The organism is Vibrio sp. 2017_1457_13, from assembly GCF_030851525.1.
GTDB classification, from domain to species: domain Bacteria; phylum Pseudomonadota; class Gammaproteobacteria; order Enterobacterales; family Vibrionaceae; genus Vibrio; species Vibrio metschnikovii.
Genome location: NZ_VHTA01000006.1, coordinates 44,175 through 59,752, shown reverse-complemented (window position 1 = coordinate 59,752; position 15,578 = coordinate 44,175). Strand labels below are relative to the sequence as shown.

General features: G+C 45.5%; 12 protein-coding genes. All 12 read right to left on the bottom strand.

Annotated elements, in window-relative coordinates:
• Positions 1-113 precede the first annotated feature (113 nt).
• The 12 genes from accA to FKN88_RS09465 all read right to left on the bottom strand — a co-directional run bounded on the left by accA (position 114) and on the right by FKN88_RS09465 (position 15,562).
• Positions 114-1,073 carry an acetyl-CoA carboxylase carboxyl transferase subunit alpha gene (gene accA / locus FKN88_RS09520; protein WP_158144768.1) on the bottom strand — a complete coding sequence of 320 codons (960 nt, stop codon included), beginning with the start codon at positions 1,071-1,073 and terminating at the stop codon, positions 114-116.
• 44 nt (positions 1,074-1,117) lie between these two features.
• Complete coding sequence (gene dnaE, locus FKN88_RS09515) at positions 1,118-4,597, bottom strand: DNA polymerase III subunit alpha (RefSeq protein ID WP_154170351.1); 3,480 nt, start codon at positions 4,595-4,597, stop codon at positions 1,118-1,120.
• A 98-nt stretch (positions 4,598-4,695) separates the two neighbouring features.
• Positions 4,696-5,313 carry a ribonuclease HII gene (gene rnhB / locus FKN88_RS09510; protein ID WP_306687515.1) on the bottom strand — a complete coding sequence of 206 codons (618 nt, stop codon included), beginning with the start codon at positions 5,311-5,313 and terminating at the stop codon, positions 4,696-4,698.
• Positions 5,314-5,317: 4 nt separating this feature from the next.
• On the bottom strand, positions 5,318-6,460 hold the full coding sequence (gene lpxB, locus FKN88_RS09505; RefSeq protein WP_154170347.1) for a lipid-A-disaccharide synthase: 1,143 nt from the start codon (positions 6,458-6,460) through the stop codon (positions 5,318-5,320).
• 87 nt (positions 6,461-6,547) lie between these two features.
• Positions 6,548-7,336 carry an acyl-ACP--UDP-N-acetylglucosamine O-acyltransferase gene (gene lpxA / locus FKN88_RS09500; protein WP_154170345.1) on the bottom strand — a complete coding sequence of 263 codons (789 nt, stop codon included), beginning with the start codon at positions 7,334-7,336 and terminating at the stop codon, positions 6,548-6,550.
• Between the two features lies 1 nt (position 7,337).
• Complete coding sequence (gene fabZ, locus FKN88_RS09495; RefSeq protein ID WP_170905122.1) at positions 7,338-7,769, bottom strand: 3-hydroxyacyl-ACP dehydratase FabZ; 432 nt, start codon at positions 7,767-7,769, stop codon at positions 7,338-7,340.
• 315 nt (positions 7,770-8,084) lie between these two features.
• Positions 8,085-9,119: a UDP-3-O-(3-hydroxymyristoyl)glucosamine N-acyltransferase gene (gene lpxD, locus FKN88_RS09490; RefSeq protein ID WP_154170343.1), complete on the bottom strand. Its 1,035-nt coding sequence runs from the start codon at positions 9,117-9,119 to the stop codon at positions 8,085-8,087.
• 12 nt (positions 9,120-9,131) lie between these two features.
• Entirely contained in the window at positions 9,132-9,644 is a 513-nt protein-coding gene (locus FKN88_RS09485) for an OmpH family outer membrane protein (protein WP_004394665.1), read from the bottom strand.
• 12 nt (positions 9,645-9,656) lie between these two features.
• Complete coding sequence (gene bamA / locus FKN88_RS09480) at positions 9,657-12,062, bottom strand: outer membrane protein assembly factor BamA (RefSeq protein ID WP_154170341.1); 2,406 nt, start codon at positions 12,060-12,062, stop codon at positions 9,657-9,659.
• Positions 12,063-12,110: 48 nt separating this feature from the next.
• On the bottom strand, positions 12,111-13,466 hold the full coding sequence (rseP, locus tag FKN88_RS09475) for a sigma E protease regulator RseP (protein WP_154170339.1): 1,356 nt from the start codon (positions 13,464-13,466) through the stop codon (positions 12,111-12,113).
• Positions 13,463-14,671, bottom strand: coding sequence for a 1-deoxy-D-xylulose-5-phosphate reductoisomerase (gene ispC / locus FKN88_RS09470; RefSeq protein WP_154170337.1), 1,209 nt, complete (start codon positions 14,669-14,671; stop codon positions 13,463-13,465). The genes rseP and ispC overlap by 4 nt, the downstream gene beginning before the upstream one ends.
• A 48-nt stretch (positions 14,672-14,719) precedes the next feature.
• Positions 14,720-15,562: a phosphatidate cytidylyltransferase gene (locus FKN88_RS09465; RefSeq protein WP_154170335.1), complete on the bottom strand. Its 843-nt coding sequence runs from the start codon at positions 15,560-15,562 to the stop codon at positions 14,720-14,722.
• Between the last annotated feature and the right edge of the window lie 16 nt (positions 15,563-15,578).

Below are 15,578 nucleotides of genomic sequence, written 5' to 3'. Positions count from 1 at the left end.
TAATCCTCAGTGTATCGCTAGAGACATCAAAGCAAAAGGGCTGGATTCTCTCCAGCCCTTTCAATTCAATGGCAGATAACTAAACGTTTTGCCACAACAATCAGTCTGATTGCTTAGCAGTAACCATAGCTCATCAAACGCTGATAACGACGAGCTAACAAAGCATCATGCTCTAAACCTTGTAGATCGGCGAGCTGGCGAAGCAAAGTGGCTTTCAGGTTATTGGCCATTTGCAGAGGATTACGATGCGCACCGCCAAGAGGCTCTTCAACCACTTCATCAATCAAGGCTAATTCTTTTAAGCGAGGGGCGGTTAATCCCATCGCATCAGCCGCTTGCGGCGCTTTATCAGAATCGCGCCATAAAATTGAAGCGCACCCTTCAGGAGAAATCACCGAATAAGTTGAATACTGTAGCATATTCACATAATCACCAACGCCGATGGCTAACGCACCACCAGAGCCACCTTCGCCAACAACGTTACAAATGATCGGTACTTTTAAACCCGACATCACTTTCAAGTTAGTCGCAATCGCTTCTGACTGGCCACGCTCTTCAGCCCCAACGCCTGGGTAAGCACCCGCCGTATCAATAAAAGTGATGATAGGCATATTGAAACGCTCTGCCATTTCCATTAAACGCAGCGCTTTACGATAACCTTCTGGCTTTGGCATACCAAAGTTACGTCTGACTTTTTCGCGTGTTTCACGACCTTTTTGATGGCCAATGATCATCACAGGTTGATCATCCAAACGGGCAATCCCCCCGACAATAGCTTTGTCATCGGCAAAGGCTCTGTCACCCGCCAACTCATCGAATTCAGTAAAGATATGATTGACATAATCAAGGGTATAAGGACGCTGAGGATGGCGTGCCAATTGAGCAACTTGCCATGCGCCTAAATCACCAAAAATTTTCTTTTTTAGTTCTAAACTTTTCTTCTCTAATTGTTCGATCTCTTTTTCAAGATCAACCGAAGAACTTGCACCATGACGAGAGACATCGCGTAGCGCCTGAATTTTCGCTTCAAGCTCGACAATAGGTTTTTCAAAATCTAAAAAATTTAGGCTCATCTACCGATCCTTTTTTACTCAGCTCGTCAATTGCGCAGCTGAATTTAGTTAAATTCGAGTTCTACTTGGTCTTTACCAAGTAACTGTTGTAATTCATCTAGCAATGTATCACTCGGCGTTACCCGCCATTCCGTACCCAACGTTAAACGCGCCCTCGCATCTGAGCGTTGATAGTATACATTGACAGGAACAGTGCCTGCTCGGTGAGGCTCTAAGATTTGACTAAAGCGCTCAAAAAATTGCTCATCGATTTGCGATTGTGCAATCGATACCGATAAACCACGGGCATATTTTTCACGCGCGCTACCCAAGTCCATGACTTCGCGCGCAGACATTTTAAGGCCACCGTTGAAGTCATCAAAGCTGACCTGTCCGGAAATCACCAGAATTCTATCTTTTTCTAACAATTCTGCATACCTATCTAAGGCATCAGAATAAAGCATGACCTCAATACGTCCGGAGCGATCATCTAAAGTCATTAAGCCAATCCGGCTTCCGCGCTTGGTGGTCATCACTCGAGCGGCAATCACCAAACCCGCTAATGTTAACGATTGATCACGCCGTGTCGGCGTGGCTTCATTTAAGCGACAACTGGTGTATTTAGGTAATTCTTTTAAATACTGGTTAATCGGGTGACCCGTTAAGTATAACCCTAATGTTTCTCGCTCCCCTTCAAGCCAGACCTTTTCCGGCCAAGGAGGAACTTGAGTATACTTTTGCTCAACCTCTTCGGGAGCATCGGTCAAAACACCAAACATATCCGCTTGGCCAAAAGCCTCCGCTTGATGATGTTGACTGGCCGCTTTTACTGCATCGTCTAATGAGGCCATCATCGCCGCACGATGGGGACCTAACCTATCCAATGCTCCCGCAAGGATCAATTTCTCAATCACCCGTTTATTGACTTTTTTAAGGTCGATCCGCGCACAAAAATCAAACAAGTCTTTAAAATAGCCGTTTTTACTGCGCGAGTCTAAAATCGCTTCGATAGGTCCTTCACCAACGCCTTTGATCGCTCCGATACCGTACACAATCGCCCCGTTCTCATCAACATTAAAACGGTATAAACCAGAGTTAATGTCAGGCGGCAATACGGTTAAGCCCATACGTTGGCACTCATCCACCAAACCAACCACTTTCTCGGTGTTATCCATATCTGCGGTCATCACCGCCGCCATAAATTCAGCAGGATAATGGGTTTTTAACCATAAGGTTTGATAAGACACTAAAGCATAGGCCGCAGAGTGGGACTTGTTAAATCCATAACCGGCAAATTTCTCTACCAAGTCAAAGATTTTCATCGCCAACTCGCCATCAACACCGTTGTTTTCAGCCCCTTCTTTAAATATGGCACGCTGTTTAGCCATCTCTTCCGGTTTTTTCTTACCCATCGCACGACGCAGCATATCCGCGCCACCTAAGGTATAACCTGCTAGCACCTGAGCAATCTGCATGACTTGCTCTTGATAGAGGATGATGCCGTAAGTCGGTTCTAAAATTTCTTTTAATGACTCATGTTGCCATTTTTCATCTGGATAAGAGATCACTTCACGGCCGTGTTTACGGTCAATAAAGTTATCCACCATGCCTGACTGCAAAGGCCCAGGACGAAATAGCGCTACCAAGGCGATAATATCTTCAAAACAGTCCGGTTTTAGACGCTTGATAAGCTCTTTCATTCCGCGCGATTCCAGCTGGAATACAGCGGTCGTTTCAGATTTTTGTAGTAATCGGAATGAAGCTTCATCTTGCAGCGGAATCGCTTCAATTCGCAACGGATCTTCACCAAGAGCGGTGCGGCGCGGATTAATTAAACCCAATGCCCAATCAATGATGGTTAACGTGCGCAGACCTAAGAAGTCGAATTTCACTAATCCAGCGTATTCAACATCGTTTTTATCAAATTGAGTAACCGGATGATGACCTTCAGCATCGCAATACAGCGGCGCAAAATCGGTGATCGTGGTCGGCGAAATCACCACGCCGCCGGCATGTTTACCGGCATTTCGAGTACATCCTTCAAGAATACGACACTTATCGATCAGCTCTTTGACTTCTTCATCGGTGTCATACAACTCTTGCAGCGCTGGCTCCGCTTTAAAGGCTTTTTCGAGCGTCATGCCGGGATCGGGGGGGATCAACTTAGAAATACGATCAACAAATCCGAAAGGATGCCCCAATACCCGCCCGACGTCACGAATCACCGCTTTTGCCGCCATGGTACCAAAAGTAATGATCTGGGATACCGCATCACGACCGTATAATTCAGCCACGTGATCAATCACCTGATCTCGCTTATCCATACAAAAGTCGACATCAAAGTCAGGCATCGAGACCCGCTCTGGGTTAAGAAAGCGCTCAAACAGTAGGTCATATTCAAGGGGATCAAGATCAGTAATTTTCAGCGCATAAGCCACCAAAGAACCGGCACCAGACCCACGACCAGGACCCACTGGTATATCATTATCTTTTGACCATTGAATAAACTCCATAACGATCAAAAAGTAACCCGGGAATCCCATCTGGTTGATCACTTGTAGCTCAATATCCAAACGTTCATCGTATTCAGGGCGACGCTCGGCACGAACTTGTGGATCGGGGAACAAAAATTCTAGACGCTCTTCCAATCCTTGTTTGGATTTCACGACCAAAAATTCTTCAATTGCTAACCCGCCCGTCGGAAAATTAGGTAGGAAATACTCACCTAAACGCACGGTCACATTACAACGTTTAGCAATTTCAACACTATTTTCTAGCGCTTGCGGAATATCCGCAAACAGCTCACACATCTCTTGCTCGGTGCGTAAATATTGCTGAGGGCTGTAATTTTTAGGCCGTCTTGGATCCTCTAAAGTATAACCATCGTGAATAGCAACGCGAATTTCATGGGCATCAAACTGCTCTGCGTTTAAGAAAACCACTTCATTGGTCGCCACAACCGGTAATTGCGTTTGTTCTGCTAAGTCGAGAGCAAAATGTAAGTAGCTCTCTTCATCCGCTCGCCCTGTGCGCACCAGCTCTAAATAGAAATGATCGGCGAAATACGTTTGATAAAACTCTACGCACTTTTCCGCTAACGCTTGGTTGCCTTTTAATAACGCTCGGCCGATTTCACCATTTTTACCACCAGAAAGTATGATCAAACCTTCGGCGTGTTTCACCAACCACTGTTTATCAATCACTGGTTGATGCTGAACATGACCGCGCAAATACGCTTCTGAAATCAATAAGGTGAGATTTTTATAACCAATATTATTTTTGGCTAAAATAGTGATTTTGGTCAGTTCATCAGCAAACTCATCGGAACGAAGCGTAAAATCAGCACCAATAATCGGCTTAATCCCGCAACTATGCGCGGTGCCATAAAATTTCACCAATCCACATAAGTTTGTAAAATCGGTCAGGGCCATGGCTGGCATCCCCATCGCCGCCACTTGCTTAACCAGAGGGGGGACTTTGGACAAACCGTCCACCATGGAGTAATCACTATGCACACGTAAGTGGATAAACTTTGGGTCTGACATTCAATTGAATCCTAGGTGTTTCGAAGGGGCTAGATCGTGCAATAGCGCTATTCTACGTTAAACCGCAAGCGCATAAAACCATCAGGGGAAACCTGACGCTATAAACCCAATGCACGCTTGACGGGGGAAAAACTGCGCCGATGCTGATCGATCACGCCATGCTGCTCGATGGCGGCAAAATGCGCTTTGGTCGGGTAGCCCTTATGCTGCGCAAAACCAAACTGCGGGTAAAGCAGATCGAGTTCGGCCATCTCTTGATCGCGCACGACCTTAGCAATGATCGAGGCCGCGCTGATCTGCGCGACTCGTAAATCGCCCTTCACCACGGCTTCAGCGGCCATCGACAACTTAGGCACTTTATTACCGTCGACCAAGACTAAATCAGGTTGAATGGCTAAGCCCGCTACGGCACGCTGCATGGCGAGCATCGTCGCTTGAAAAATATTCAGTTGATCAATTTCACTTGGTGAGCAGCGACCTACTGACCATGCTAACGCTTTCGCTTGAATTTCTGGTAGTAACGCAAGGCGTTTCTTTTCTGACAGTTTTTTAGAGTCATTCAAACCGTTAATCGGTTGCGCTGGGTCTAAAATCACCGCAGCAGTGACCACATCCCCAACCAGCGGCCCACGTCCAACTTCATCGACCCCGGCAATCCAGTGATAGCCAGTCGGAAGAATAAAAGGGGGTAGATCGTTATTGGCTTTTATGGTCACGCGGTTATTTTCCTATTAATGTCAGTACCGCTTGCGCGGCTTGTTGATCCGCATCTTTGCGGATCCAATGATGCATCTCTGTGAATTTATCTAATAATGCTTGGTTATCGCTTTGCAATAATCGAGTTAACTCGTGATACAGGTTATCAACACTGCACTCTTGTTGTATAAACTCTTTCACCAGCTCTTGCCCTGCTAAAATATTCGGCAGCGAAACATAAGGTATTTTAACTAATCGTCTCGCTAAAAAAGCGGTAATCGCATTGACTTTATAACCGACCACCATCGGCCGTTTGAGTAACATGCACTCCAATGCGACGGTGCCAGAAGCCAGCATCACCACATCCGATGCCGTAATCACATGACGAGCGGTATCATCGATTAAGGTAAAATCCAGCTCTGGGGCTACTTGCTGCCAAACCGCTTCAAACTGCTCGCGCCGCTGTGAGTTAACCAGCGCGACGACAAATCCTAACTCTGGGTAGGTTTGATGCAGTCGTTGGCACGTTTCAATAAACGGCTTAGCTAGCAGCTTCATTTCTCCGCTACGACTGCCTGGCAACACCGCAAGCCAGCGCTTTTTCTCATCTAACCCTAATAAACGCTGAGCCGCTTGCTTATCGGGCTGAAGTGGTAAAGCATCGGCCAAGGTATGGCCAATAAACTCACACGGTACGTTAAACCGATCATAAAACGCTTTTTCAAACGGTAAAAAAGCGAGCACGAGATCCGTTGCCGCGGCAATTTTAAAAATTCGCTTCTGACGCCAAGCCCATACTGAAGGGCTGACATAATGCACCGTTTTAATTCCCGCTTGCTTTAAATCTCGCTCCAAGCGTAAATTAAAATCCGGCGCATCAATCCCGATAAAGACATCCGGTGGATTTTGCGTAAAATGCTGTACCAACTCGGCTTTAACTTTGAGCAAACGAGGCAAACGCCCTAGCACTTCCACCAAGCCCATGACGGCTAATTCTTCCATATCAAACAGAGAATGGCAGCCTTGATCAATCATTTTCGGGCCGCCAATCCCGACAAATTCAGCATTAGGATAACGGGTTTTGATCGCTTTAATAAAACCTTCACCGAGGGTATCCCCCGACAATTCACCCGCAACAATACCAATACGTAAAGGTTGTTGTTCCATTTCTCAATGCCTCTTGATAGGTAATCGCCATAAAATGCAAAAGATCGCCGATAAATGGCGATCTTTTGTCTAACGCCAAGTCTAAAACTAACGGATGATACCGCGAGCCGAGTTAGCTAAGAAATCAAGAAAACGTTGAACCGCAGGGAAACTTGCCGCTTCTTTAGCGATTTCCACTTTGGCTTCTTCCAAAGTGAGTCCATTACGATACAACGCCTTATAAGCACGGCGAATCGCATGTATTTCCGCTTTCTCAAAACCACGACGCTTTAAGCCTTCAACATTAATGCCAAAAGGGGCACAGTGGTTACCTTGCGCCATGACAAAAGGAGGCACATCTTGTACAACGATCGATCCACCGCCCAGCATACAATGATCGCCAATGTGGCAGAATTGATGAATGGCTGACATACCACCAATGATGGCTTGATTGCCCACCTTGACATGCCCAGCTAAGGTTGCGTTATTGGCAAAAATACAGCGATCACCAATCACACAATCATGAGCAACGTGTGCATTAATCATAAATAAGTTATCACTGCCAACAATGGTGATGCCTTTATCTTGCACAGTACCACGATGCATAGTGACACTTTCACGAATGGTATTGCGATCACCAACAATCAGTTGAGTATCTTCACCCGCGTATTTTAGATCCTGACAGGCTTCACCAATTGAGGCGAATTGGAAGATGCGGTTGTCTTTACCAAGCTTAGTTGGCCCTTTGACAACAACGTGCGATAACAGCTCAGTTCCGTCACCAATCTCCACTTTGCCATCAACATAACAAAATGGACCAATCTTAACATTTGCGCCAATCACTGCGCCGTCTTCGACCACCGCGGTTGGGTGGATTTGTGCCGTTGGATGAATCATATTAAAACTCTCTGCGTGCACATTTTAGAACCGCGGAGCAAACTACGTCACCATCGACTTTTGCCACTCCGTTAAAAAGAGCAATGCCTCGGCGCTCTTTGATAAATTCCACTTCAATCATTAATTGATCGCCAGGGCCAACTGGTTTACGAAACTTTGCATTATCAATGCTTGCAAAATAGTACAGCTCGTTTTCTTTTGGTGCACCGAAAGTTTTAAATGCCAACAACCCAGTCGCTTGAGCCATGGCTTCTAAAATAAGCACGCCAGGGAAAACCGGCAACTGAGGGAAATGACCAGTAAACTGAGGTTCATTCACCGAAACATTCTTTAGCCCAACAAGGTATTTACCTTCTTCATAATCAGTCACACGATCGATCAATAAAAAAGGATAACGGTGCGGAAGCAGGCTCTGAATTTCAGTGATATTCATCATTTTCTTTTCAGTAGTCAAAGTCATATTCCTATCAATAAATAGATTAAATGCGATACTCTGCTCTCAAAGACAGGGAAAACTGTCGCCGCTTAAATCATCACGAAAACAGGCCCAGAGCAGAGCAAATAAGTTGGCTGATATTATATACTCAAACCGCTGAGAGTGGCAGGCAGCAGGTTAATCAATCTGACTAAGGTTCTCGTCAGAAAACACCAAACTAGCGTCACCGACACGCGATATTAACCATCAACAAACCAGAGATAGAGATAAAAAAGACTCGCGTACGGCGAGCCTTTTTAGCAAATCAAGCCATTATGAGTGACTGATTTGCTCAAATTGCTTTTCTAAGGCTTTTAATCGTTTGTTCATCTCTTCAATTCGATGCACCCGTGCGGCGGTTTTACGCCACTCTTTATTCGGCTGCAGTGGAACACCGGATGAATAGATACCTTTCTCTTCAATACTGCGCATCACCATGCCCATGCCGGTAATGGTAACCCCATCAGCAATAGTAATGTGACCATTAATGACTGTCGCACCGCCAATAATGCAGTATTTACCAATATGAGTACTGCCAGCAATCACTGTACCACCAGCAAGGGCACTGCCATATCCGATGTGTACGTTATGCGCAATTTGTAGCTGATTATCAATAATTACATTATCTTCAATCACCGTGTCATCCAGTGCACCACGATCAATGGTTGTCGAGGCACCAATTTCAACGCGATTACCAATCCGTACTGTGCCCATTTGTGGAATTTTTACCCATTCACCACGCTCATTGGCATAGCCAAAACCGTCAGAGCCGATCACGGTACCAGATTGGATCAAACAATCATCACCAATCTGTACGCCATGGTACACGGTGACATTCGCCCACAGCTTAGTGTTATGACCTAATTGTGCGTTATGGCCAATAAAGCATCCAGCACCGACCACCACGTTATCACCAAGAACCACTCCCGACTCAATCACCGCATTTGCGCCAATCGCCACATTTTTACCCAATTGGACATCTGTCGCGACAACTGCACTCGGTGCAATCCCGACCAACGCTGGTTTAGGTGTTTTATCTAATGCCTGAGCTACTTTAGCAAAGGCAATGTAAGGGTCAGCGACCACTAATACATTCGATGGACACAACTCTCGTTCCGATTCTTTCACCATCACTACTGACGCTTGGCACAACTTAAGGTGTTTAGCGTATTTAGTATTAGAAAGAAAGGTGACATCCCCTTCCTTGGCCCTATCCATTGGCGCGACCGCGCTTACTTTCACGTTAGCATCACCGTATAGGGTGCCGCCAGTTATGGTTGCCAAATCGGCTAAAGTTAGTGTCATCATAGTCATCGAATATTATTTAATTGCTTTAATTACTTGCTCAGAAATATTGTACTGTGGTTTACCGTATTGCATAGCGCTAACATCAACAATCAAGTCATAACCTTCTTTTTCCGCGACTTTTTGTACAGCGTCTTGAATAATTTTAAACAATTTTTGTTTTTCTTCTGCTTCACGACGTGCAGAAGCCCGCTCCAGAGCTTGGGCTTTCATCTGGTACATATTATCCAACTGCCCAATTTCCATACGCAATTTTTCAACGTCATCTTGGCTCATCAGCTCAGCATCACGTCTTAATTTTTCAATTTTCGTCTTAGCTTGAGCTTGAAGACTTTGTAGCTCTGCAGCTTTGTCTTTAAACTCGTCCTGCATTTTCTGCAAAACCACTTCACGTTGTGGTAACGCTTGAAATACTTGTGCGGTGTTAATAAAGCCTACTTTTTGCGCAGCCTCAGCAGCATTGGCAAAAAAAGCAGAACTAAGAATGATCAGGCTAACACTGGCCGCTTTAACGGTATTTTTTAACATACTTTCCTCTATTTAGAAGGTTCGTCCGATAGTAAAAGTGAAGAACTCTTCATTATCACCATCGTATTTTTTAATAGGTTTCGCCAACGAAAAGACTAAGGGCCCCATCGGTGACATCCATTGCAGTGCGACACCATAAGATGCGCGATATTTGCTTGGGTCAGAGTAATCGTAGTAGTACTGATTACCAAAAGAGGCATTAGAGCGATAATCAAACTCAGTATCCCATACACTAGCGACATCAACAAAAACACTGGTGCGGACTTGACTACGTGCTTCATCGGATGCGAAAGGCGTCGGCACAATTAATTCTAAGCTGGCCAGGGCAATTGCGTTACCACCGACTGAATCTTTGGTCGCCGTATCTTGACCATTGCTTGAGCTAGAGTAGTCTCGATATACCGCTTTAGGACCCGCCGAGTTAGAGCCAAACCCACGTAAGGTGGTAAAACCACCGGCATAAAAGTTTTCATAAAACGGATAGAGGTTATCTTTACCGTCCGTTTGACCATAACCGTTACCATAACCCAAACGACCACGCAGTAGCAGAGTAAACTCATGTTTTCTGGTTAATGGGAAGTACTGACGCACATCGTATTGGAGCTTGAAAAACTGTGCATCGGACCCCGGAGTGGTCATTTTAGCAAACGCACGCTGATGGTTACCGGCGGTTGGGAAAAAACCTCGGTTAAGGTTATTTCGTGTCCAAGCAACGTTGACATCAAAATCATCGGTGATCAACTCTTTCGGATCACAATCACCTAAGTTGCACAGGAACTGCTCAACTTGTAAATAAGGCGATAAGTTACCAATTTTGTTATGGGTATAGCCAACACCGAATTCAAAACGATTGAGTTCATCAAACGGGAATCCCCAAGTCAAACTGGTGCCATAACTTTGGTTGGTATAATCGACAATCCCTGCTTCTGAAGCTTCAAACTTGTTATAGAAAACGCGGCCGCCAAGACTTACACCATCAATGTTCCAATAAGGATCACGGTATTCAAGTGTAATATTTTGTTGATAGTCGTTAGTGGTTGCTGTGACACCGACACGGTTACCGGTTCCTAAGAAATTATCTTGGGTTAATCCGACGGTAAAACTCACCCCCGATTCGGTACCATAACCGACACCAAAGTTAATACTTCCCGAGTTAGCCTCTTTGACGGTATAGACCAAATCAACTTGATCGTCTGAACCAGGAACACGAACCGTTTGTACATCAACCGTTTCAAAAAAGCCCAAGCGGTTTAAACGCGTTTTTCCAGTATCAATCGCACGCGAATTCAACCAACTGCCTTCCATTTGACGCATTTCTCGGCGTAAAACTTCATCACGAGTGGCGTTGTTACCAATAAAACGAATATCACGGACATAAATACGTTTACCGGCTTCAACATGCACGATGAGAGAAACTTGTTGGGTTTCATCATCAAACTCCGGAATGGTCCGGACTTGAGGATAGGCATAACCGGCTTCACCTAGGACGCGTTTGACACTTTCTTCCAATTGCGTCACCGCCGAGCCCTGATAAGTCTCGCCTAACTCAAAGGGAATCTGAGCCTTAAACTCATCTTCTTTGCCAATCAACTCGCCACGAAATTGAACCTCTTTTACTGTATACGGTAAACCTTCATTCAAATTCAGGGTGATGTAGACACCTTTTTTATCTGGGGAGATAGAGACGTGGGTCGATTCAACTTGGAACTTCAAATAGCCACGGTCCAAGTAAAAAGTGCGTAGAGCTTCAATATCTGCTGCTAGTACCTGCTTTTGATACTTATCATCAGAGAGGAAGTTCCACCACGATAGATCGACATTCAGGTTGAAGCGAGATAAAAGATCTTCATTACTGAACACTTCATTACCGATAAAGTTAATCTGTTGAATTTTTGCCGAAACACCCTCGGTAAAAATAAACTTCAAATCAGCTCGATTGCGCGGTAAAGGCGTAACCACTGCTTTTACGCTGGCGTTATATTTACCGACGCTGTAATAAAAATCTTCTAAGCCTTTTTCGATATTGCTCAGTTTAGTACGATCCAAAGCCTCACCAACTCGAATACCAGAAGCTTCAAGATTTTGTTGCAGTTGCTCTTGTTTAATCGCTTTGTTGCCAGAGAAAGAGACACTCGCAATGGTTGGACGCTCTTGAACTTGTACGATCAACGCGGAACCATCGCGCAGAACTTTCACGTTTTCAAAGTTACCCGAGGCATACAACGCTTGGATAATTTGTGCAACATCTTGAGAATCAACGGTATCGCCAATTCGCACAGGCATTCTCAATAACGCAGCCCCGAGAGCCACTCGCTGCAGTCCTTGAATCTGAATGTCCTGCACTACAAAATTTTCGGCACCACTAACGGATACGCTTGTTGCGAGCAGTGTCGCGAACAGGATTTTTTTCATCGCCATATTTGTTTTAGTTAGTCCTTACTACAACCATTGCCTAATGCGAATCAATCACAGGCGAGTAAAATCGTTAAATATCGCTACCGCCATTAAGGAGAAAATGATCACTCCTCCGAGTCGATAGCCAATTTCTTGTATTTTTTCCGGAACAGGGCGTCGAATCACCGCTTCAATCGCGAAGAACAGTAAGTGCCCACCATCAAGCATTGGCAGAGGAACCAAATTAATAATCCCCAAGTTTATACTGATCAAGGCCAAGAAACCGAGAAAATAAACTAAGCCATAATCAGCCGTTGTCCCAGCCCCTTTAGCAATAGAGATCGGCCCACTAAGATTATTCAGTCCCACATCACCGACAATCAGCTTTTTCAGCATACTGATGGTTAAGTCGATCACTTGGCCTGTCTTTGCAAACGCTTTACCGATCGAGTCGATCACGCCAAACTGTAACTCAAAGCGATACCCCGGCGGCCATTCAGCCATTTGCGGAGCGATACCAGCAAACCCTATCGTTTGTCCAGATACGCTTCGTGCATCAGGAACCAAAGTAAGCGTTAACCGTTGCTGATCACGTTCGATCCCTATCTCTAACGCTTGATTAGGATGTGCCTTAATCTCTGTAACCGCCTGTTGCCAAGATGAAACCGTTTGACCGTTAATGTGCGTTAAGCGATCGCCTACTTGCAGTCCCGCTTTAGCTCCAGCACTACCAGCAGAAATCGTCGCTAATACCGTCGATACTTCAGGTACAAAAGGTTTAAATCCCAGCGCTCCCATAGCAGACTCTGTTTCTGGGTTAAAGTTCCATGACGCTAGGTCAAAAGTCTTGATTTGCTCGATGCCAATGTCATCTGGAGAAGCGACGGTCAAGGTTAGGCTCTGGTTACCAATATGGCGAATTAATCCCATATTGACTGACTCCCAATCCAGCGTCTTCACGCCTGATACGGCCTTAATTTCCATACCAGGCTTTACTCCGGCCTCTGCAGCAATCGAGTATGGCGCGACGTCACCAATCACCGGTTTGACCGCAGGTACACCAATAATAAAAACCAACCAGTAAGCGAAAAGAGCGAACAAAAAGTTAAAAGCTGGCCCCGCAGCAACAATCGCTGTGCGTTGCCATAATGATTTTTTATCAAAAGCGAATGGATACTGCTCGCGGGGAATATCGTCTACTCGGCTATCGAGCATTTTGACGTAGCCACCGAGTGGAATAACCGAAATACTGTACTCCGTTCCGTCTTTACCCATACGTTTCCAAATCGCTCGTCCAAAGCCAATTGAAAACTTTTCTACTTTAACGCCGCACTTTCTTGCCACCCAAAAATGCCCGTACTCATGGACGGCGACTAAAATGCCTAAGGCGACAATAAAGGCAACGAAGTTCCATAAAATGCCACTCATAACATACGCTCTTTCAAGTGTTGATTAGCCAGACTGCGCGCCATTGTATCTAGCTCGAGTAGGCTTTCCAAGTGATAGGAATGTAACGGACTGTTTGCCCCGCACACGGTCGACAATACCTTTTCATTAATCACAGCAATATCAGTAAAACGAATCTGCCCTCGTAAAAAGGCCTCAACGGCCACTTCATTCGCCGCATTGAGCGACGTAGTGGCATGCTGGCCGAGATAACACGCGTCTACCGCCAATTGCAAACAAGGGTAACGCTGATAATCAACCTCCATAAAGGTCAACTCACTTAAACGAGTAAAGTCTAGCGGTTCAACGCCTGCACTGACCCGCTGAGGATAGGCCAGCGTTTGTGCAATTGGCGTCGCCATATCTGGCTCGCCGAGCTGTGCAATCACCGAACCATCCCGATATTGAACCATTGAATGGATCACTGATTGAGGGTGGATCAAAACCTTAAGCTGTTCACGAGATGCGTTAAATAGCCACTTAGCCTCAATATACTCAAGCCCTTTGTTCATCATGGTTGCAGAATCAACCGATATTTTGGGCCCCATCGACCAATTAGGGTGAGCAATCGCTTGTTCTGGAGTCACTTGAGCTAAAGTCTCAATATCGGCATAACGAAATGGCCCGCCGGACCCCGTCAGCAGAATATGGGAAACGCCCTGTTCTTGTAAATTACAGCGTCCGAGCTGAGTTTGAATATCAACGGGTAAACATTGAAAAATCGCATTATGTTCACTGTCGACGGGCAATAATTCAGCCCCATAGTGCTCAACCGCATCAATAAATAACTGCCCAGACATAACCAAGGCTTCTTTGTTAGCTAAGAGAACTCGCTTCCCGGCTTTAACCGCGGCCATCGTCGGTAACAGACCTGCGGCACCGACAATCGCCGCCATCACAGTATCAACATCATCGCTAGCAGCAACATGACACATTGCCTCTTGGCCATACAACACTTCGGTTGGCAGTGAAAGTCCAGCCAATTGGGAGGATAACAACTGTGCCGCTTGTGGCGTCGCCATTACGGCATACTTAGGTCGCCATGTTTGGCAAAGCTCGCGCATTTTGTTGACATTACTACCCGCCACCAAAGCAACCACACTAAAGTGATCAGGATTCTCGGCCACCACTTTAAGGGTGCTCGCACCAATAGAGCCAGTGGCTCCGAGAATGGTTAATTTACGCATCACAAAAACCGTCATGGTTTATGCTGATGAAGGCGTGCTTCACCAGCATTAAAATAAGAAATAGCATAAAGCAAATACAGGGAAAGCAGCCGTCAGACTATCCACTCGGTCTAAAATACCACCGTGACCAGGAATGATTTTACTGCTGTCTTTAATGCCAGATACCCGCTTAAACATACTTTCCACCAAATCGCCCAAGACTGAGATCACTACGGTAACCAAAATGGTCAATAGCATGATAGTGGTAGACGCAAATTGAATATTAAACCAACTGGCGCATAACCAACCCACCAACATGGCAGCAATAACCCCACCGACTAAGCCTTCAATAGTTTTATTCGGACTGACAGCTGGAGCCATTTTACGCTTGCCAAAACTTTTGCCGGAAAAGTAAGCCCCACTGTCCGCAGCCCACACAATCAAACAGACATAAAGTACCAATTTCGCCCCGTGATAACTGTCGGAGACAATATGTTCAGAGCGTAAAAAAATCACACTCCAAAAGAAAGGCAATAATGTCAGTACGCCAAAGAGATGACGCACAGCATTGGAATTTTCCCAGCAAGCTCGTGATTTAGGATAGGTAATGGCTAAACCACTAGCGACAATCCACCATAGTGAGCCGATCACTAAGATGCCATAATGCATCGGTTGCAAGGCACTTAATACCGAAAGCTGAGGTACAAGCAGCCAATAACTTATGGCACCAACCACCAGACCGGGTAATAAGGCAAGATAACGAGAGGAAGAAGAAACGAATTGCGTCCATTCCCATAAGCCCAATAACGTTACTACGCCCAACGCCAAAATAAAGCCAGATTGCGGGAGCCAAAAAATGCCAGCAATCACTAAAGGGGCAAGTAAAAGCGCAGTAATAATTCTTTGCTTCAAACTGAGAAGTCCTATT